Origin of the sequence: Maribrevibacterium harenarium (genome assembly GCF_006385675.1) — a bacterium.
In the GTDB taxonomy this organism is placed as follows: Bacteria; Pseudomonadota; Gammaproteobacteria; order Pseudomonadales; family Marinomonadaceae; genus Marinomonas; species Marinomonas harenarium.
In genome coordinates this window covers 21,868-43,216 of sequence record NZ_VFRR01000015.1, presented here as the reverse complement: position 1 = coordinate 43,216, position 21,349 = coordinate 21,868, and the positions used below count along the sequence as shown (strand labels likewise).

Sequence of the window (21,349 nt, the reverse complement as noted above, 5' to 3'; positions counted from 1 at the left end):
CGATACATGACCAAGGTCAATTTAACTTCTCTCATATAGGCGTAGTCTTAGCTCATAAGGCAAACAAAATATAGGAGAAAGACCCATGTCACTAGAGAACCACAGCCTTGCAAACGAGCTACCTGAATTCAAGGAAGAGATTCACGAGCTAAAGATGAGCGATGCCCATTTCCGTAAACTGTTCGACGAGTACCATTTCCTAACTCGCGAAATTGAGAACATGGAGCAAGAAATCGTATTGGCGACTACTATGGAAGAAGAAGAGTTTAAGAAGCGTCGTCTACTATTAAAAGACACCCTTTACGATTACTTGAAAAAAGCGAAGCACGAGCGCGATTCACAAGCCGTGTAACGGATAGAACACCAAGTACTAAAATGGGAGCCTAGTGCTCCCATTTTTTATACACCGGAGCTTTTAAGTTCCTAGGGTGACATTAAATTGATCGTTGTCACATCGTGATCTAGATCTGACGCCACATGGCTAGCATAAATTAGCATTTTCGGCTGGTATGGTCCCTGTGCCAATAGATCACAAATCTGACTGATACTAACCCGATCTAGCCCATCAAAGGGTTCATCTAGAATCAGTATCGGCGCTCTACGTAATAGCACACGGGCTAGCGCGATACGCCGCGCCTGACCACCTGAAAGACTTCGTCCCTGTCCGCCTATCAAGGTATCGAGCCCTTGCGGTAAACTATCCAACCAAACCCCCAAACCTAACTTAGTCAGTAATCCTCGGATTTCCTCGTCACTAACCTCTTCATTCCCTAAACGCACATTCGCGCCGAGAGTTTGTTGAAACAACACTGGCTGTTGGGCCAAATAGGCAAGCTGCCTACGCCATTCAGACTGCCTCGGATTGAGTAGTTCGTTGCCCCACAACAGGCGTCCCTCATAGCTCTGGTCACCGGCAATAACACCGAGTAAAGTACTCTTACCCGTACCACTGGCTCCCTGTAGGCGATAGTTATGGCCATAATCAAAAGTGACGGTTACAGGCTGATGAGCAAGCAGGGATGGACCAAACACCTGGGGATAGACTCCAGCCACTGCTTCTAAATTGAGGCACTGACTAGCACTAATAGATGTGGATTCAATGGCTTCCTCTTCACTCACGATTTGATTCAAACGGTGCAGACCGAGTTTGGCCTCTGCCGCCGCTATTTGCCCATTTAGGTTGATTTGCAGTACTTCGTTCGCCCCAAGTAGCAACAGCACAAACCCAGCTAATAGGGTGGCTGATACATCTGGCTGTAACTGCCAACCATTGGCGCTAGGTGTCATCACCAAAGCAATAGAAGTTATTAAACATAGTAGAGTCGTCAGATGAGCGAGAACTCTCGCAGTGCTCATCCAGAACTGAATACGAGCCTGATCATTCCTTTGACGTAGGTCGAGGGTATCCAGTCGTTTTGCATAGGTTTGCCAGCGCCCACGGATAGTGAGTGTAACCAAGCTGCGCATGAGACTCAGGAAACGCTGGCGCCGGTGTAGCGCTAGTGCCTGCTGTCGGTAAACCGGTAAAGTAACTTGCCGCCGCAACCACCAAGGTATAATCATCAGCTGGATCACCCCTAACGCCCCAATGGGAATCAACAACTGCGGTGCTAACCAAAAGGCAAACAAAGCTACGAGAGCGAGAACTAGCCAGGCGTAAATACGCGGCATCACTACTGCCAATGGCCATTTAATAAGGTGGTCCAAGTCGCCAATTAGGCGTTGTAGTAAATCCCCTTGAGCCTGCCGCTGACTACGCCAAGCAGGCGCGCTGACGCGCTGATCCCAAACCCACAAGCGTAACTGCTTCAGAACCTGTAATAGATGATCATGGGAAAATACTTGCTCTCCATAGCGCCCGGCGGTACGCAATATTGCCATCAAGCGTATCATGGCTCCGGGAGTAAGATAATCAAATACCAAAGCGCCACCGACCATACCAGCAAGGCCTGCTGCCGATAAAAACCAGCCGGAAATACCCAGCAGAGCGATACCCGCGATACTAGCAACCGCACCCACTAGGATGGCGATGATTAACCCGAGCGAGTTTGCCGCTAATACCTGTTTAAAAGAAAGCGCATTTGTCCGGCGTTTCGACATATAGCTCCCCTCCTTTCATAATCCAATAGGCATCTGCCCAGACCACCGGATGAGTATCATGGCTAATGATGAGCAAGGTCTTTCCTTGCGTCACTTCATCTAGGGTATTCAGTAGCGCCTCCGCTGTTTCCGGATCGAGGCTGGCACAAGGTTCATCTAATAACCAAACATCCGCATCACTTAGCAAAGCTCGAGCAATAGCAATACGCTGTAGCTGGCCACCCGATACCCCTGCTCCCAGTTCAGTTAATTGACTATCTAAACCTAAAGGCAAACGCCGGATAAACTCGTCACATCCTGATAGCACCAAAGCTCGATTGATTGCAGTCTCATCCACCGATGGGAGCCCAAGCAATAAATTTGCACGAATGGTTCCCTGAATCCATTCCGCTTGCTGTGGTAGCCATGCCAAACGTTTGCGCCAGTTCGGTAACTGCTGAGCGTCTAATATTTCACCATCAATATAGATCTGGCCCTGAGTAGGCTGCTCAAAACCCAGCAATAGCGCCATCAAGCTTGATTTACCCGCTCCAGATGGTCCCCGTAGCCAGACTCTTTGTCCCGCTGCAATTTTCTGGGTCACTTGCTCAAGCCTTACCCTGCCATCTTGCGTCCAAGTTACTGCGTTGAAGTAAACCCTAGCGTTATCAGTTTGGCTACTGACAGCAAGAGCTTGCTTTGTTGCACTGCTGAGCTGGGCCGAATCAATGGCAAGTAACTGGGAGGCTGCCGCCTCTGCTTTTTGCTTAGCATGATAATCATTGCCGAGTTGCCGTAATGGTAAGTAGAACTCCGGAGCCATCAGCAATAAGAAGAAGGCTGGCTGCAACGGAACGGGGGTATTTCCTTGAGCCCAAGGCAACTGCTCCACCAAGCCCAGCCCCAGATACAATGCCACCATAGCAATAGCAACTGACGCGAATAACTCCAACGTCGCTGTCGACAGAAAAGCCAACCGCAATACTGACATGGTGCTTTTGCGATAAGCATCGGCACTAAATTCAAGGCGTTCACGACCTTGATCCACCGCTCCCAATCTTTTTAATTCACTGAGGCCACGGCTTAAATCGAGAAATTGATTCGACAACAGAGCTAACACCGCGAATTGCTTGCGATTGGCTTGTGCGGCTTTATGCCCCACTAAAATCATAAAGAAGATGACAAGCGGAGCGGTGAACAAGAAGATAAAGAAGGCGATCCATGACACCAAGGCGGTAGCAATTAGCAGCACCGCTGGAATCAACACCACCATGACAGTTTGCGGAAGATAGCGGGCGAAATAGTCATCTAACGCGTCGACTTGCTCATAAATCCTAGTCGATAAGCCAGCGTCCTCGTCAAGCCTATGGCGTTGCGGCCCCAGGTGAGCAAGCTTGCTTACCAAGCGTTGGCGTAATGGAAATCGAATCTCCCGGCTCGCTTTTGCACTAAGTAGTTCACGCCCCCACTGGCACAAATAACGCAGCACAAAACCTGTAATAGCCAACCCACTGCCAAACAAATCGAGAGACTGATGTAAGACCAGATGGGCTAATAATAGGGAAAAACCGAGCGCCTGCAGCATGATAGAAACACTTTGCAGCAGCCCAAGAAGATGAACCCGTCGAAATGTCGATTGCTGATCAGTCGCCAACAAATTAAGAAATGTCTTTTCAGGTGATAAAGGAGCGCGCTGGGCGCGCCCCTTAGTTGGAGATTTGGGCATGGATTAATCCTGTTCCGCTTCCCCTTCGTAGCCCTGGAATTCAAGCCATACAGCATTAATGATGCCAAATGAACAGGCTAATAACACACCTAAAACCCAAGCAAAATACCACATAATTTTTCTCCTCTTGGCGGGCGCTAAGCCCGCCCCTTTCAGATACTTTTGTTGTTAGTCACATCGACCTAGTACAGGGAGTGACTATTCTTCTCGATATGTTCTTTGCTTAAACGCCCGAACATAACAAAGTAACTCCAGACGGTATAACTCAGCACAATCGGCACAAAAATACAGGCCACTACAAACATGATCATCAGGGTATTCTCGCTCGAAGTGGCATCCCACATGGTCAAACTCATGCTTGGGAAACTGGAGGATGGCATCAAGAACGGGAACATAGAGCCACCTGCGGTTAAGATAATCCCAGCAATGCCAAGAGAGGACGCTAAGAAAGCCACGCCACCCTTACCACTTTTCGCCGCTAGTGCAGCAATCACCATGCCGGCTATACCCAATGCTGGAGCCAACATCAATAGTGGAAACTTACTGTAGTTCGCGAGCCAAGCACCAGTTGCGACCTCTGCGGTTTTCATGACCGGGGTTAAAACTTGATTACCATCGATGGCACTGGTAATGACATAGCCATCGATACCGAATGCTAACCAAACACCTGCCAAGATAAACAACAACGCTGTTAGCAACCCAGAAAGGAAGGTCGCTGCTTGAACCTTACGCAACAACGCACCCTCGGTCTTCATGCTCAACCAAGCACCACCTTGAGTAGCCAGCATCATCACACTGACCAATCCCGCGACTAAGGCAAAAGGGTTCAATAGTGCGAAGAATGAACCGGTGTAGGTGACACGTAGGTACTCATCGAACTGGAAGGGCACACCCTGCAACAAGTTACCGAACGCCACACCAAAGATCAGTGGCGGAACGGCGGAACCAAAGCCGATAGCCCAGTCCCAAGATTTACGCCACTGACTATTTTCCAGCTTCGAACGGTAATCAAAACCGATCGGACGGAAGAACAATGCTGCTAAAGTCAGCACCATGGCAAAGTAAAAACCAGAGAAAGACGTCGCATACACCACCGGCCAAGCCGCAAATAACGCACCACCCGCGGTGATAAACCAAACTTGGTTGCCGTCCCAGTGGGGGGCAATGGAGTTGATCATGACACGACGTTCATTATCATCTTTGGTAATCACGTTGAGCAAACTACCGACCCCCATATCAAAGCCGTCGGTAATGGCGAAGCCGATTAGCAACACGCCAACCAACACCCACCAAATGATTTTCAGTAATTCGTAATCCATGTTACACCTCCTGACCTTTTAACTGCGCGGCTTCTTTTTCCAAGTCATAGCGTCCGGTATGCAGACTGGACGGCCCCTGCTTGGCAAAACGAATCATCAAGTACATTTCTGCAATCAGGAACACTGTGTATAACCCAGTCATCAGTAGCAGTGAGGTCAAGATTTCTCCTGCCGTTAACGAGGAAACAGCTGCATGAACTGGTAAGATTTCACCGATGGCCCAAGGTTGACGACCAAATTCTGCCACAAACCAACCGGCTTCGGAGGCAATCCACGGCATAGGTAGCGTGAACAACACCACTTTTAAGAAGAAGCGATTTTGTCCAATGCGACGACGTGCGTTTTGGTAGAAAGCAATGGCAAATACCAACAACATAAAGAAGCCCGCTGCCACCATAATACGGAAGGCGTAGAATAGTGGAGCGACTTGAGGGATCGAGTATTCCACCGCCTTGTTGATATGTTCCTCAGTGACATTGTTGAAATCATTGGTAAAAGCTGTGACTAGCAAACCGTAACCCAAGTCATCTTTTACTTTTTCAAAGTTTTCTTTCAACACCGGATCTTCATCGCCAGCACGTAACTTAGCCAGCAACTGGTTGGCATAAATACCATTGATAATGCGTTGACGGTGGTATTCTTTCAAATCTTTCAGACCGACCACTTCCTCGTCCAAGGAACGGGTAGCGATTAAGCCCATCAAAGCGGGAATACGAATCGCGTACTCGGTGACTTCTAACTCTTGATTAGGAAAGCCAATCACCGTAAATGGTGCAGGTGGTTCGTGGGTTTCCCACTCAGCTTCTACAGCAGCCAGTTTAACGCGCTGAACTTCACCTAGCTCGTAACCAGACTCGTCACCAAGAATGATGACACTAATGGATGACGCCAAACCGAAGGCTGCAGCAATCGCGAAAGAACGGCGAGCGAAAGCGAGATCTCGATTCTTCAACAGGTAGTAGGCAGAGATTGCTAGGACGAACACTGCCCCAGTGGTGTAACCTGCAGAAACCGTGTGTACGAATTTCACTTGAGCCACAGGGTTAAGTAACAGAGCACCGAAGTCCACTAATTCCATGCGCATGGTTTGATAGTTAAATTCGGAACCTACAGGATTTTGCATCCAGCCATTGGCAATCAAAATCCAAAGAGCGGACAAATTCGAGCCTAATGCTACCCCCCAAGTCACCATCAAGTGTTTTACTTTGCTGAGGCGATCCCAACCAAAGAAAAACAAACCGACCAAGGTAGACTCTAGGAAGAAGGCCATCAAACCTTCGATTGCCAGTGGCGCACCGAAAATATCACCCACATAGTGGGAATAGTACGACCAGTTGGTACCGAACTGGAATTCCATGGTGAGACCGGTGGTTACACCAAGAGCAAAGTTGATACCAAACAACTTACCCCAGAATTTCACCATATCCTTATAGATTTGCTTGCCGGTGATCACATACACCGACTCCATAATTGCCAACAAGAACGATAAGCCCAAGGTCAGTGGTACGAACAAAAAGTGGTACATGGCCGTAAGAGCGAACTGTAACCGCGAGAGGTCTACAACTGCTTCATTAATCATAGTTTGAATCCATGTTTCTAGTTGATTGGGGGCGGCAGCTTGCCAGGCACATCAACCCGTGTGCTCTTGTTGTTTGTTGTCGCCTAACTCTTGACGATACACACCGTAGAATGCAGCGTTCACCGTCATTATTCATTAGCACCATTTATGACTTGTTGCCCCAGATCAATAAATATAATTTATGTATAAATCTAGCAAATAGCTTCATAGTATTTACACACTTATTGATAACGTCTGTAAATCGCTGGAAGCCACGTCATAAAAGGGCTAAAGAGTATTAAACCCAATCAGATTAAATTAGTAAACTCTAAATTGAATAAGTTTATATCTTTTTGGAATAAGTAAAAACGAGTTTATTCATATTGTTTATTGCCTACATAATAAAAACTATATAAAGGGTGGCGCCCGAGAAAAATAGGCCAGTGAAGAGGCAAGCGTAATGGAGCTGGAACGCTCCAGACACTGGGGTGAACTGGGTGGATTCGGAATCAATTCCGCAGTATGAGCAAGGTGGGTCGCTTGTACGCAAGGACAATTATTTTCCTGAACATTGCCATCGGCAGTGACTTCAACAATCTCCACACCTTTAAGCGTACAAATACGCAAAGCGCCATCGCCCGTGGCCGTGCCATTAGCAATGGGGATCGCCCAAAAGCTCAATAGAGCGTAAAGGTAGAGAATGGTGAAACGGGAAACAATATGCTGCAAAATGTGCCCAACCAGTAAAAATGCGCGTTCATCATAGTAGGAATATTAGCTTAGTCAAACATTTCCCCGGGCAGGAGGCGCTTTCAGACAAAGCTGGAAAATCTAAAATCATTCCCCCGTTGCCTTAAATCAACAACCAACAAATCAAACAAAAACTAAATTAGAAAAAACTATAGAATCTTTGGTAGACCACATTCACTAATTAGGAGGCTCCCATGCCAAAGAGTTACCAAGAAATTCAAGCAGATCAAAATGCCCTAGCAAAGGCCTATCGTCAGGCGGCACCTGGAATATTGGACGGTTTTATGGCGATGCATAAAGCCGCTATGCGCGAAGGAGCGGTATCGGTTAAACACAAAGAGTTGATGGCCGTGGCTATTGGTATAGCCGCTCGCTGTGACGGTTGCATTGCTGCTCATGTTCGCGCTGCAGTGCGCCATGGCGCCAATCGCGAAGAGCTTATCGAAACCATTGATGTGGCGATCATGATGGGCGGTGGCCCGTCTGTGATATACGGAACTCAGGCCCTAGCGGCTGTGGATGAGTTTCTTGCCGCCTAAGCCACTCAATCACAAGTAATCATGCCCTAAATAAAAGCAAATTTGATCTGCAACGATTAAATTTGCTTTTATCATTCTAGCCTTCTCAAAAGTTGCGCTACAATCCTTATCTTATTTCTAGGAATTATGGAGTTATCTGTGACGCTGTTTCGTCCGTGTATCGACCTGCATCAGGGGAAAGTTAAGCAAATCGTTGGCGGTAGCCTAAATGACGCTGGAGCCAAAGAGAATTTTGTCAGTCAATACGACGCAGCCTATTACGCCGGTCTATATCGAGAGCATCAACTCACCGGTGGACATGTGATCGCCCTCGGCAAGGATGATGATACGCGGCGTGAAGCGATCAGCGCTCTTAAAGCTTACCCCCAAGGACTGCAATATGGTGGTGGCGTTACTGCTAAAAATGCATCGGACTATCTTAATGCTGGTGCGTCCCATGTAATTGTCACGTCTTACTTGTTTGAGAACGGCGAGTTCTCTTGGGATCGCTTAGATAAAATCAAACGAGAAACAGGGACAGACCGACTCGTTCTCGATCTGAGCTGCCGTCGCACGGAAGACGGCTGGTTTATCGCTACCGATCGCTGGCAAACCGTTACCTCAACTCAAGTCACCATGGATAATCTTATCGAATTGGCGAATCACTGTGATGAGTTTCTTATCCATGCTGCCGATGTGGAAGGCTTACAAGCAGGTATTGATGAAGATCTTGTGAAATTGCTGGGACAAGGCTGCCCAGTTGACGTGACCTATGCAGGTGGAGCTCGTAGCCTAGAAGATTTGAAACGCGTGCATGACCTATCCAATGGCACAGTAGATTTAACCATCGGTAGCGCCCTAGACATCTTCGGTGGTCAAGGGGTGACACTCGAAGAGTGCATACGCTGGAATCAGCAAAAATAACTTGCCAGTTTAGGTTCTACGCAAAAGCCACCCTTGGGTGGCTTTTTGTTGTGTACGATTAAGCAATTAAGCTACTACAAAGACACAGCACCTGCATCCATCATCTGCGTCCATTGTTTTTTGCTGTTATTAAAAGCAACTTGCTCATCTTTAGCGATTGCCTGCATAGTCGGAATTTTCGCCGTCATCGGATTTACCGGACGACCATTAATATGTAGCTCATAATGCAAATGAGGGCCAGTAACTCGTCCCGTTGAGCCACTCAATGCAATGACCTGCCCGCGCTTCACCCGCTGGCCTTTTTTCACCAAAATCTTACTTAGGTGCAAAAAGCGCGTGCTGTATTTACCAATATTATCAATTTCAATGTATTTACCGGCGTAACGGTGGTCTGCCGTGCGCGTCACCACACCATCACCGGTCGCCAATATCTGGGTGCCATTAGGTGTGGCGATATCGGTACCATTGTGTGGTGAAGGACGACCTGTTACCGGATGCATACGTCTTGGGTTAAAAGCTGAACTAATGCGATAAGTAGTGGAGGTAGGCCAACGGCGTAGCGCCGGTGTCAGACTATTCCCATTTTCGTCGTAGAAACGCCCATCGCTGTGTAGAAAAGCTTGATAGTAATTACCTCGCACACTGATGCGAACCGCTTCCAGTATCTCTGCTCCGACTAATTCACCGTCAACATCACCTTGTTTGAGAACCACATCGAAGGTATCACCAGCCCGTAAATCTCGGCGGAAATCGAAACGATTTTTCAACAGTTCACTCACCACCATGACATTGCGGTCACTCAGACCTGCGCGTTTTGCCGATACATAAAAGCTCCCCTTCACTTCACCATGACGGGTCAGCTGACTCCAACTGATTGGCTTTACATCTTCTTCGTAAACAAACCCACCATTGTCATGGGAAACGTAACTAATGGTTTTACTCGGGTCGATACGGCGCGATAGTTTGACCAATTCGCCATGCTTATCGGTCTCAAAATTGAGGCGATCACCTACTTGTAACGGTTCTAGCACCAAGTACTCTTGATCCGCTTCCAAAATATTGTAGAGGGTGTTTACCGGGAAGCCATAGCGCACAAAAATGGCTTCGAGGGTATCGCCACTCTCGATAATGTGTTCCACCAATTTGGGTTTGAGTACCGATTCTTGGATTGTTTCTACTGGATCGACGGAGACAACCGGTGGCATAGGAGCAGGTAGTGGGTCCGCTACCAAATCATCGGCTACTTCTGGTTGCGGTTCCACCGGAGCTGGCGCAATAGGCATAAGTGGAGGCAATGCCACCGGAGCGGTAGGGGCTTGTTTACCTATTGGCTGTAGCTGGATAGTAGTTGAAGGCAGTGCATCAAACTCCGCTTGGCGGTCTTGCACTGGCACCGAGGATTCGTAAACAGCCAAAAGAGCCACAAATACCGAGACAATTACCAGAATCCACAATCGTGGCCCACGGGGCAGCCAGCGCATTTTCCTTTGGGATGGGAGCATAGGGTCTTAACTTATCACTTCTACTTTGCCAATAGTGTCTATGATCGTACTGATCAATATTGGAGACATATTACCAGCTTGGCAGCTACGCCCCAACTCTGGAGACACATCTTGCCGCAAATGGAATGAAAATGACAGTTTTGCTAAGCAATCCAAAGAACCTTTACATTGCGAGTCCGATAATCTTAAGCAAACTCGCCCTATCAAATAGCTAAGTTAGATACCTTTGCATCAATGCCAGTCACTACAGAAAAGGGATAGACACGGGTGCAGTTACGGCCATCATTTTTGGCTTGGTACAGGGCAGCGTCTGCGTTCTTTATCGCTATATCAATATCTTTATTGTCTGGGTGAGGTTTGACTAAACTGACCCCAAGGGAGACAGTAATTTTACGCACCTTAGGCATTTTGCTATCGGCGATGTCTTGCCGTAGTCCTTCGGCAATGTAGCGGGCTTCTTCCATATCGGTATTGGGTAGAAACATCAGAAATTCTTCACCACCAATACGACAGAGCACATCCCCATCGGTAGCATGGCGACGCATTATGTCTGCTAGTCTTGCGATCACCATATCACCGACCCCGTGACCAAAGGTGTCATTCACTTTCTTAAAGTGATCAATATCCAAAGCAATCACGGCAAATTCACTATGAGTTTCGGCAAATTCATCCAGGTATTTCTGCATACCTCGGCGATTCGACAGTCGTGTTAAAGGATCGGTATTGCTGTCACTATCTAGCTTGTGGATTCGCTCATTAAAGAGACCAATGCCATGGAGGATCGCCATTTTTAATTGCGTCGCCTCGAAATACCAGGAGCGAATATCCAAAATACGTTGTTGTAGATCCTTGTCGTTTACCCGCCCCACGTTACTAGCGAGTTGTCGTAGCGGTCGCGCGATTAGCATAGCGGACAACCATATTCCTGCCAGTGTCACCAGCGCCAAAGGCAAACTTCGAATAAATACATCCTGCATTTGCTGGCGTAACGCCACCATAGTGGATTCTAACGAGCTTTGCGCTACAACACCCCAACCGCTAGACTCAATTGGGGCATATCCTGCAATCATTTCAATTCCTTGACTATTGAGTCCTTGCCCTTGGCCAATGCGCCCCATCAGTACTTCATCAATAAATCGATTATCAGACACTGTTTGGCCAACTCGAGCCAAATCTCTATGAAATATTAACGTACGATCTTCATCGACCACAAAGAAGTAACTGGCTCCGGCCTCATCACGGCTTTGTAGCAACTTAGTTAACGAGCCTAACTTATTGAGATAAATCGTCCCCGATACATAACCAAGATAACTGCCACTAGAACTCCAAATGGGGTGGGAAACGCTGACTAAAGTATTGCCCGATGGCGAAAAAAACGGTTTGGTAATTAATGGTAATCGAAGGTCAAAAGACTGCCGTGAGGCTGGGGATAACTGGGTATTTTTCAGCGCCAAAGTGTCTGGATACACAGCTACGATAGTGGCGTTGGCGTCTACTACGACAGCGGAGTTGAACATATCCGCTTGGGAGACTAAACGCGCCACTTCTTCATCCATGTGTTTCTGACTCATGCCCTGCTGTTGCAAAGTTTGCGCGGAATAAGCCACGACCTTTTCAGCAGAGCGGAGCATCACATCGGCGGACTCCGCTAATTTGGTAGCATATACCTGATTTGCAGCTAGAGTCTGCTCTATAAGAAGCTTTTTCTGTACGTGATAAATGGAGTAGTAACTGTTGCCGAGGGTAACCAAGACACTAACTACCGTTAAGGCCAATATCAAGCGGCGCAGATCAAAGCGAAAGAAATAGCGAACAACAGGCATAGGGCTCAACAATCCATGGAGTATTCTGTAATTCTACGTTCCTGAATAAGTAATTTGTTGACTCGCAACAAGTAACAGAACACCAGGAGTAAGTATTTGTAATCTAACCGTCATACGGTTCAGAAAAATAAATTCTGTTGGAATTAGGAAAGCTTACCGAGTAACTGAGCCCCGATTGAATCCAAGTCTACCACGGCACTAGCCGCACCGAGACGAATGGCTTCTCGTGGCATACCAAATACCACACAACTGGCCTGATCTTGGGCGATGGTATACCCGCCAGCATCATGGATACGCTTTAAACCGTCGGCACCGTCCCTGCCCATCCCGGTAAGAAGCGTTGCTAACGATTGCTTGCCAAGCTCCTTGGCGACAGAATCAAACAAGACATCAACTGATGGGCGATGTCCGCTGACTTTTTCCCCATCAAATACGTCCGTGTAGAGCTGATTCCCCTTGCGTACAACTCGCATATGCAGGTTGCCAGGCGCAAGGTATGCATGACCTGGTTTGATCAACTCACCACCTTGAGCTTCAATTACTGTGAAGTCGGTAATTCTATCGAGACGTGCAGCGTAAGTGGTGGTGAAACCCGCTGGCATATGCTGGGTCATTACAACGGCAAAATTTTTCGCCGGCAGTTGCTGCAACACGGCTTTTATGGCTTCTGTTCCGCCAGTAGAAGCACCTATAGCGAGTACCCGATTAGCGTGAATAGAAGCAACACTAGGCTGATGTTTAATACCAATTCGGTTACTTACGTGGCTTTCCGCTGCCATTTTAACTTTCCTTATAACAGTGCTCGCATAGCGATTAAAAACAGAAATTTCGTCAATGACAGGTTTGGCGATGTAGTCAACCGCCCCTAATTCAAGGGCTTTTAATGTAACATCAGCATTCGCTTTAGTTAGCGTAGAAATCATGATCACCGGAGTAGGGCGCGCCTTCATCAGAACTTCAAGAAAGCGAATACCGTCCACTTCCGGCATTTCAACGTCAAGGGTAATCACATCCGGTTGCAGTTTGGTTACCAGTTCCTTGGCTTCAAAAGCATCACGAGCAACCCCGACGACCCTAATAGTCGGATCGGAGTTTAATAATTCAGTTAGAATACGTCGAATAAGCTCGGAATCGTCGACTACTAATACACGAATCGGCTGAGTTTCCATGACTTCCTTTGTTCCAAATTAAAACAAATCAATATCGCCAGTTTCCTGACGGCTTTTTGTAACCGCTTGTTTATAGCGCATTTCTTCATTGATGAACTCATTATCATAATGATTCACCAACTTCTTCATCATCACCCGTCCAGAGGCCGGAAAAAAGTTAACTCGTCGTGGGTAAATATCGAGCAAATCAGATGCTTCAATAGGAATACCCTCATTTTTCAGATAGGTCTGAATAAAGTCGGCATTATTACCACCCACATTATTATGGGTCATACCTCTGATTACGTTACCACCACCAAAAATCTTCGCTCTAAATCGCTCCCGACGAGCTCCTAATTTTAATAAATGGTTTATCAGCATCTCCATGGCGTAAACACCATAGCGGCCCGACTCAGATAGGAAATCACTGGCGTCACCTTCAGGTAAAAGGAAATGATTCATACCACCAGCATGAATTTTTGGATCATATAAACATACCGCCACACATGAACCAAGCAGTGTTGTGATCATCACGTCGTCTTGAGTGGCGTAGTACTCACCTGGCAGTACTTTTACCGCCATGATGTCAAACTGTCGATCGTGGTATTTGCGAGTAGCTAAGTGTTCGCGAGCAGCAGCGCTCAGAGCCATGGGTACATCCTAACGTTTTACATAGGCCGTGCGGCCCACCGGCTGCATCAGCTCAGCAAAATTATTGAAGTTCTCTGAGTGACCTGCAATGTACAATCCGCCTGGACGCAACTTGCTTAAGAGCTTCTTCAATATTTTGGCTTGGGTATCTTTATCAAAGTAGATCATCACGTTACGGCAAAAAATAACATCAAGATCCGGCTTTATTGGGTAGTTCTCATCCAGCAGGTTGACTCGCTGGAAATCCAGCAGCTGTCTTAACTGTGGAACTACTTTAGCATAGCCTGAATTATTACCTTTGCCCCGTAAAAAAAAGTGCTTTTTGTTTTCTAACGTGTCTACTTTTTGTAATGGATATACGCCGAGACTTGCCGTATTTAGTACATTGCTATCAATATCAGAAGCGACAACACGGGTTTTGATATCAAAGCTACCGAAGGTGTTAACCAAAGTCATTGCAATGGAGTAAGGCTCTTCACCGGTACTCGAAGCCGCGCACCAAATACGCTCTACTCTCTCGCCACTGGCGATAAAGTCTTTGAGCAGATCAAAGTGATGGGGCTCGCGAAAAAAAGAAGTCAGGTTGGTCGTTAGAGCATTAATAAAATGCTCCTGTTCATCTGCATGGGTTTCAAGATAACGGAGATACTGGCGTATCTCCGTTAGTCCGAGTTTCCTCACCCTAGGTGCTAAGCGACTATAGACCAGGGATATTTTACTGTCCGCAAGGTTAATGCCGGTCAAATCCCTGAGTTCAGAGCGGACCTTGTTAAAGTCCGACTCTGTATAGGCAAATTCTCTATCCATTTATTATAATTCTTCCCATTCATCTTGCGCCGGCTTGGATGCAGCTTTTGGCTTGGATAAAGCAACTTTAGGTGCTGGTAGAGAGAAGTGACTGCCGCCATTATTCTGGTCTAGTTTAAAGCGGGACATGCTCTCTCTTAGTGTAGCAGCCTGACCGCGCATACTGTCAGCAGAAGCCGCGGCCTCCTCTACCAATGCCGCGTTTTGTTGCGTCATCTCATCCATTTGCAATACGGCCTGATTGATTTCATCGATACCTGAAGCTTGTTCTTTAGAAGCGGCTGACACCTCTTCCATCAGGTTACTCACCCGTTCAATGGCAGAAACAATCCGCGCCATAGTTTCACCAGAGGCATTGACCCGTTTGTTGCCATCTGCAACTTGAGCCACAGAGTCAGAGATAAGCTCTTTAATATCTTTTGCGGCATCTGCGGAACGCTGGGCTAATGTACGAACCTCTGAAGCAACCACAGCAAAGCCGCGACCTTGTTCACCTGCCCGAGCCGCCTCAACCGCTGCGTTCAACGCCAAGATGTTAGTTTGGAAAGCAATACTATCAATAACACCAATGATGTCCGAAATTTTCTGAGCAGACTCATTAATTGCCGCCATGGTATTGACCACTTCGCGGATTTGCTGGCCGCCAGCTTGAGCAATTTCGCTTGCTTCACTGGAAAGGCTACTCGCCTGAGAAACATTTTCTGAGTTCTGACGCACCGTACTGGTCATCTCTTCCATGCTTGAAGCGGTTTCTTGCAAGTTGGATGCTTGGTTTTCGGTACGACTTGACAGATCTGCGTTACCTTGGGCAATTTCACTCGCGGCATGACTAATAGTCTCTGCTGCGGTGCGAATTTCGCCAATCATTTCGCTTAGGTTCTCACAAGTTTCATTACAGTAGCGCTTCAGATCATCAAATTGACCACTGTATTCTTGAGTAATCCGCTGGGTTAAATCGCCATTCGAGAGTGCCATCAAAACTCGGGCAACATCTGCCAAACCATGATCCGCAGTACTCATTAGTTTGTTAAGAGACTGAGCCATAAAGAGCATGAAGTCCGCTTTACCTTGCTCTTTAGCACGGATAGTAAAGTTACCAGCAGCTGCTTCATTAACGAGATGCCCAATCTCTTTCTCGGCTTCGACTTCGGCAGTACGATCCAACCACTCTACGATTGAGCCAAGACGCTTGCCTTCTTTGTCAAAAATTGGATTTGCTGTGAGGCGGAAGTGCAAATTCGCGACTTGAATCTGAGTTTGGTGACGTTTTTCTAGGGTAGCTAACAAATCGGCTTGGTGAGCAGGATTTTTGTGGAAAATATCCATGTTTGAACCGATAACGGTGTCTACCTTGAAGTGAGGAAGCGCTTTTTGCAGATCCTTTTCAACGCCACGCAACATAGCAGTCACAGCTCGGTTCATGTATATGATATTGCGGTCAGCATCAGCGATCATTACGTTAGTTGACGTCGCATTCAATGCTTCTAGGATTCGTGTTGACTCAATCAAGCGCTCTTGCATTTCCGCTTGATGAGCCTCGGATTCATCACGGGCCTGCTGTAAACGCTGTGCCATAGCTGTGATCGCCTGGTTAATCGGCCCAATTTCATCGTTACGCTTCGTATCAAGAGTCACCGCAAACTGACCATTAGCGATCGCTTCACTGGCCTTAGACAGAGCGTTGAGGGACTGACGTAGACCACGAACAACAACAATAGATATTATCGCCAGAGCAAGAACCCCTACTCCAATGAGTGTAAAATTCAGCACCATCTTGTCATTTGCGTCAGCGATTCGATAACAACAAGCTGTGATGAATTTTGTTGATATTCATCCTTTTTACTTGGATCCTTCCACGCCAAACTAAGTCCGGTAATGGAGTTCCAATTGTTAGCTCCTGCCAACTCGTAAACTACAATTAAAACTCTTCCCAGCCATCGTCATCCTGCACTTTTGGCTTGGGCAGGGGTTTACGTGCCGAGCTCGATGCAGACTTGGTGGCCGGTTTCGATAGCTGCTTGGGGATACCTTTGAGCGGCTGCGATTTAGGTTTTGCAAATGAAGCAGAAGCAGACAAACGCGGAGCGCTCCTACCATCATCCACGATGAACTGGTTTACGTTACTTGACAGTTGGTCTGCTTGGTTGAGCAGACTCTCGGAGGCAGCTGCAGCTTCCTCTACCAGCGCCGCATTCTGCTGAGTCATTTCATCCATCTGCGCAACCGCTCTACTGATTTCATCAAGCCCAGAGGATTGCTCGATCGAAGCTGCCGCTATTTCCGACATAATATCGCTAACAGATTTAATTGAGGTGACGATCTCGCGCATGGTTTCACCAGACTTGCCAACCAGTTCGTTACCTGTTGCTATTTTCGCAGCAGACTCTGAAATCAAGTCTTTTATGTCTTTGGCGGCGTTCGCAGAACGTTGAGCTAGCGTACGCACCTCAGAGGCAACCACGGCAAAGCCTCTTCCCTGTTCACCAGCTCGCGCTGCTTCTACCGCAGCGTTCAAGGCCAAAATATTGGTCTGGAAGGCGATACCATCAATCATTCCGATAATATCGGCGATTTTCTGACTGGACTCATTGATAGAAGCCATGGTTCGTACCACTTCCTCGATCAAATCCCCACCAGATGTAGCGACATTGACAGCGCTACTGGCAAGGCTGGTAGCCTGCTTGGCATTATCTGAGTTCTGGCGCACAGTACTAGTCAACTGCTCCATACTGGAAGCGGTTTCCTCTAGGTTAGATGCCTGTTGCTCGGTACGGCTAGACAGGTCGCTATTACCATTCGATATTTCACGAGCACCGGTGTAAACCGCATCCGACGCTTCCTTAATTTGTGAAATAATCTCGGTCATAGTGACTAGCAGACCATTTACACCTTCACATAGGCTCAATAAGGCGCCGTCCTTGCCATCCAGTGGAATACGCTTAGTCAAGTCATTAGCACTTGCGGCTTCTATGGCAAGGTTAACCTCTGCTACTACCGCTTGTAGCTGCTGTTCCGCTTCTACTTGGGCAGTAATATCCGTAGCATATTTAACAACCTTGTAAATATTACCTAATGCATCAACAATCGGACTGTAATTCGCTTGAATCCAAATGACTTGACCAGTCTTAGCTATACGCGGAAAACGCCCAACGAAATGCTCACCACTGCGCAAACGACGCCAGAACGATTGATACTCCTCTGACTGGCGGTAATCCTTGTCTACAAACAAGCTATGATGTTGACCTTGTACCTCTTTTAACTGGTATCCAAGACATGCTAGAAAGTTATCGTTGGCGTCTAGAATCTTGCCATCAAGGTCAAAGGATATAACCGCTTGAGCCTTAGAAATGGCAGTAAGCTGACTATTCATATCTGCCGCTGCATTCTTTTTCGCAGTAATATCTGAAGCATACTTGACCACTTTATACGGCTTGCCAGATGAATCAAAAATTGGGTTATAGCTCGCTTCTATCCAAACTCGCTCCCCCGTCTTAGTAATTCGGCAAAACTCGCCGACTTGGAACTCTCCCGCGCGGAGTTTTTCCCAAAATAGGCGATAATCATTACTAGACTTGTAGCTAGCATCTACAAAAATACTATGGTGTTTACCAACAATCTCACTAAGCTGATAACCAAGCGTTTTCAGAAAGTTATCATTGGCATGAACAATATTGCCCTGTAGATCGAATTCAATAACAGCTTGCGAGCGTGACAAGGCTTCAATCTGGCCACGTAAACTAATTAACTCTTCCTTTGACACTAGCGTTTTGGTGTCATCTACTGGCGCTGCAAATAAATTTTTAAACATACTCTCGCCTTCCTAATTTGTTCGCCTACAAGTCATATGATGACTGATAATCGATATATCGCCGCAAGACATTACTAAGCTGGTTCAAAGATACCTAACTCGTCACTTGAGATTAATGCCTCAATATCTACGATGATAACCATCTCATTTTGCAATGCTGCTAGACCTTGCAAATAACGACTATCAAATGCCACACCAAACTCAGGTGCCGGCTTAATATCTTCGTCCTCAAGATTCATAACATCCGATACGCCGTCCACGACAATCCCTACGATCCGATCACGGACGTTGAGCATAATCACTATCGTCCACTCATTGTAGGTCGCTTCCCCGATACCAAACTTAGTGCGTAAATCAACAATAGGAACAATATCACCACGTAAATTGATCACCCCTTTGATATAAGATGGGGCATTTGCGATCTTGGTCGTTGCCTCATAACCGCGAATTTCTTTTACGGTCATAATATCAAGGGCGTAGGTTTCGTCCCCTAGGACAAATGTGAGAAATTCTCGTGACGGTCCAGATGAAACACTAGCCTGCTGCGCGGATGCCATAAGTCTGGTCTCCTTGATCAAAACTGATAAACTGAGTCAATGAATCCACATCGAGTATTAGGGCGACACTACCGTCACCCATTATGGTGGCACCGGCCACACCCTCTACTCTGCGGTAATGACGTTCTAAACTCTTAATAACGACTTGCTGCTGACCCACAAGGTTATCGACAACTAAACCAAATCGGGATTTAGACGTCTCCACGAGCACCACTATTGCCTGCGTCAGATCGGCAACATTAGCGTCACGATCCCCTAGTACTTTACCTACATCAACCAAGGGCCAGTATTCTTCTCGCACATAAAGGATGCGACTACCTTTTATCACTCGTACTTGGTCAGCCGCAGGTTGAATACTTTCAACAATATTCACTAACGGAACAACAAAAATCTGTTCATTGGCATCCACACACATGCCGTCTAGTATCGCCAGAGTCAGTGGCAAATTAATCACGAACTCAGTGCCTAGACCTGGAGATGAATTAATTTCGACGCGACCACCTAGGGATTCGATATTACGACGCACCACGTCCATTCCAACACCACGACCAGACACATCTGTCACTTCAGCAGCAGTAGAAAAACCGGGAGCGAAGATCAACTGCCAAACCGCTTCGTCGGTTAATGGCTCTGGCAGCTCTACGCCTTTTTCTTCGGCTTTAGCGACAATTTTATCCCAGTTCAGACCAGCACCATCATCGAGAATGGAGATAACAATTTCTCCGCCTTTCTGCGCCGCGGTTAGGCGCACGGTTCCTTTGGCGGGTTTACCATTCGCAACGCGCACATCCGGCATTTCGATGCCATGATCGACACTATTGCGAATTAAGTGCGTCAATGGATCTGAGATTTTCTCCACCAAATTTTTGTCAATTTCAGTACCACCGCCCTCTATCACGAGCTCTATGTCTTTACTCATCTTCACCGACAAGTCGCGCACTAATCGTGGGAATCGATTGAATACAAAAGAGATAGGTAACATACGGACGGACATAACCGCTTCTTGAATTTCTCGGGTATTCCGTTCGAGCTCTGCCAAAGCGGCTTGCATTTTGTCCGCTATCGCATCATGAACATCATTACCGATCAAGTTGAGCATGGACTGAGTGATAACCAGCTCACCCACTAAATTCACCAACTTGTCAATTTTATTCGTTTCAACACGAATACTGGTGGCTTCTGTGTGCTTATGTTCAGAAGACGATTTCGCCTTGCGCTCGGAGCTTACAGAGCTTTTTGCCACAACAGCGGGATTGGTACTAGCAGCTGATGACTCGTGCTTTTTAGAATTATTACTTTCTTGCGCACCCTCTTTAAAGAAACCGTATCCTCGGGCATTGTCCTCAATATCTTGCTCGTGACGTGCTTTGAGAGTTTCGTCAAAGAAACCGAATCCATCCCTATCCGTCGTTTGCTCTGGCTGGGAAACATTCGGCGCACTAACTTGGGCGTTAGAATCTACACTCGACTTGACTATCGTATTGTTAGTAGGTGGTTCGAGATCGTCGAAGAAACCAAATCCCTCTATTTCCTCGTCTGAGTTGTCACTAGGGACAGAAGTCGCCACTTCTGAATCATCGTCTTCAAAAAAGCCAAAGCCTTCGATTTCATCATCAGATGTTGCACTAACTGGTTCATCAAGATCATCAAAAAAGCCAAAACCTTCATCTTCCTCGTCGTCATCGAAGAAGCCGAAACCTTCGTCTGTAGCTGAGTCAGTCGCACTTGGAGAAGTGGCAGGACTGTCAGAAGCAGTTGCAGAGTTGAGCACCGTTTCCAGTCTAGCCTTACTAGATTCCACTTCTTCCCAGTCGATTTCTTCCTCGTTGCGGTAACGATCGAGGATATCTTTGAGAACATCTACGGTTTCCAGCAGAACTGTGATTAATTCGTTCGTTAGGTGCAACTCTTCATTACGAGCTAGATCCAGCATGTTTTCCATTACATGGATCAAGCCAGTCATGGCGGTAAAGCCGAAAATACCGCTACCACCTTTAATCGAGTGGGCGGCCCGGAACACACTATTTAATACTTCGATATCCGGCGCAACGATATCGTAGTCTAATAACAGTGTTTCCATGGTCTCGAGGTGTTCTTGTGCTTCTTCGAAGAAGACCTCATTGAATTGACCCATATTATCCATGCTTAACCCCAAGCGCTAACAAACGACACCCGCGCC

General features: G+C 47.0%; 18 protein-coding genes. 3 read left to right on the top strand and 15 right to left on the bottom strand.

Annotated features, from left to right (window positions below; all coding sequences use genetic code 11):
* Positions 1 to 85: 85 nt before the first annotated feature.
* Positions 86 to 352 (top strand): YdcH family protein, encoded by a 267-nt coding sequence (locus FJM67_RS09180; RefSeq protein ID WP_140588647.1) that lies wholly within the window; start codon positions 86 to 88, stop codon positions 350 to 352.
* 71 nt (positions 353 to 423) lie between these two features.
* Here FJM67_RS09180 and FJM67_RS09175 read toward each other — a convergent pair whose 3' ends face one another.
* From FJM67_RS09175 to FJM67_RS09150, 6 genes are all read right to left on the bottom strand, one after another.
* Positions 424 to 2,100 (bottom strand): amino acid ABC transporter ATP-binding/permease protein, encoded by a 1,677-nt coding sequence (locus FJM67_RS09175; protein ID WP_140588645.1) that lies wholly within the window; start codon positions 2,098 to 2,100, stop codon positions 424 to 426.
* On the bottom strand, positions 2,066 to 3,805 hold the full coding sequence (gene cydD, locus FJM67_RS09170) for a thiol reductant ABC exporter subunit CydD (RefSeq protein ID WP_140588643.1): 1,740 nt from the start codon (positions 3,803 to 3,805) through the stop codon (positions 2,066 to 2,068). The genes FJM67_RS09175 and cydD overlap by 35 nt, the downstream gene beginning before the upstream one ends.
* 3 nt (positions 3,806 to 3,808) lie before the next feature.
* A complete protein-coding gene (gene cydX / locus FJM67_RS09165; protein WP_140588642.1) occupies positions 3,809 to 3,919 on the bottom strand; it encodes a cytochrome bd-I oxidase subunit CydX in 111 nt (36 codons plus the stop codon).
* Between the two features lie 68 nt (positions 3,920 to 3,987).
* Positions 3,988 to 5,124 carry a cytochrome d ubiquinol oxidase subunit II gene (cydB, locus tag FJM67_RS09160; RefSeq protein ID WP_140588640.1) on the bottom strand — a complete coding sequence of 379 codons (1,137 nt, stop codon included), beginning with the start codon at positions 5,122 to 5,124 and terminating at the stop codon, positions 3,988 to 3,990.
* Between the two features lies 1 nt (position 5,125).
* A complete protein-coding gene (locus tag FJM67_RS09155; RefSeq protein WP_140588638.1) occupies positions 5,126 to 6,703 on the bottom strand; it encodes a cytochrome ubiquinol oxidase subunit I in 1,578 nt (525 codons plus the stop codon).
* Positions 6,704 to 7,090: 387 nt separating this feature from the next.
* The gene (locus FJM67_RS09150; protein WP_140588636.1) at positions 7,091 to 7,411 is read right to left on the bottom strand and encodes a hypothetical protein; all 321 of its coding nucleotides are present in this window, start codon (positions 7,409 to 7,411) and stop codon (positions 7,091 to 7,093) included.
* A gap of 215 nt (positions 7,412 to 7,626) precedes the next feature.
* Here FJM67_RS09150 and FJM67_RS09145 point away from each other — a divergent pair, with 215 nt between their 5' ends.
* Entirely contained in the window at positions 7,627 to 7,971 is a 345-nt protein-coding gene (locus FJM67_RS09145) for a carboxymuconolactone decarboxylase family protein (protein ID WP_140588634.1), read from the top strand.
* Positions 7,972 to 8,109: 138 nt separating this feature from the next.
* Complete coding sequence (hisA, locus tag FJM67_RS09140) at positions 8,110 to 8,874, top strand: phosphoribosylformimino-5-aminoimidazole carboxamide ribotide isomerase (RefSeq protein WP_140588632.1); 765 nt, start codon at positions 8,110 to 8,112, stop codon at positions 8,872 to 8,874.
* Positions 8,875 to 8,948: 74 nt separating this feature from the next.
* Here hisA and FJM67_RS09135 read toward each other — a convergent pair whose 3' ends face one another.
* From FJM67_RS09135 to FJM67_RS09095, 9 genes are all read right to left on the bottom strand, one after another.
* Positions 8,949 to 10,328: a peptidoglycan DD-metalloendopeptidase family protein gene (locus FJM67_RS09135; protein WP_235890024.1), complete on the bottom strand. Its 1,380-nt coding sequence runs from the start codon at positions 10,326 to 10,328 to the stop codon at positions 8,949 to 8,951.
* Positions 10,329 to 10,579: 251 nt separating this feature from the next.
* Positions 10,580 to 12,199: a sensor domain-containing diguanylate cyclase gene (locus FJM67_RS09130; RefSeq protein ID WP_219845944.1), complete on the bottom strand. Its 1,620-nt coding sequence runs from the start codon at positions 12,197 to 12,199 to the stop codon at positions 10,580 to 10,582.
* A 143-nt stretch (positions 12,200 to 12,342) separates the two neighbouring features.
* Complete coding sequence (locus FJM67_RS09125) at positions 12,343 to 13,368, bottom strand: protein-glutamate methylesterase/protein-glutamine glutaminase (RefSeq protein WP_140588630.1); 1,026 nt, start codon at positions 13,366 to 13,368, stop codon at positions 12,343 to 12,345.
* Between the two features lie 18 nt (positions 13,369 to 13,386).
* Positions 13,387 to 13,998, bottom strand: coding sequence for a chemoreceptor glutamine deamidase CheD (gene cheD / locus FJM67_RS09120; RefSeq protein WP_140588628.1), 612 nt, complete (start codon positions 13,996 to 13,998; stop codon positions 13,387 to 13,389).
* A gap of 9 nt (positions 13,999 to 14,007) precedes the next feature.
* The gene (locus FJM67_RS09115; RefSeq protein ID WP_140588626.1) at positions 14,008 to 14,805 is read right to left on the bottom strand and encodes a CheR family methyltransferase; all 798 of its coding nucleotides are present in this window, start codon (positions 14,803 to 14,805) and stop codon (positions 14,008 to 14,010) included.
* 3 nt (positions 14,806 to 14,808) lie between these two features.
* Complete coding sequence (locus FJM67_RS09110) at positions 14,809 to 16,578, bottom strand: methyl-accepting chemotaxis protein (RefSeq protein WP_140588623.1); 1,770 nt, start codon at positions 16,576 to 16,578, stop codon at positions 14,809 to 14,811.
* A gap of 145 nt (positions 16,579 to 16,723) precedes the next feature.
* Positions 16,724 to 18,613, bottom strand: a complete 1,890-nt coding sequence (locus tag FJM67_RS17910) for a methyl-accepting chemotaxis protein (protein ID WP_140588621.1) — start codon at positions 18,611 to 18,613, stop codon at positions 16,724 to 16,726.
* Positions 18,614 to 18,687: 74 nt separating this feature from the next.
* Positions 18,688 to 19,170, bottom strand: a complete 483-nt coding sequence (locus FJM67_RS09100) for a chemotaxis protein CheW (protein WP_140588619.1) — start codon at positions 19,168 to 19,170, stop codon at positions 18,688 to 18,690.
* A complete protein-coding gene (locus tag FJM67_RS09095) occupies positions 19,148 to 21,313 on the bottom strand; it encodes a chemotaxis protein CheA (protein WP_140588617.1) in 2,166 nt (721 codons plus the stop codon). Before FJM67_RS09095 ends, FJM67_RS09100 begins: the two co-directional genes overlap by 23 nt.
* Between the last annotated feature and the right edge of the window lie 36 nt (positions 21,314 to 21,349).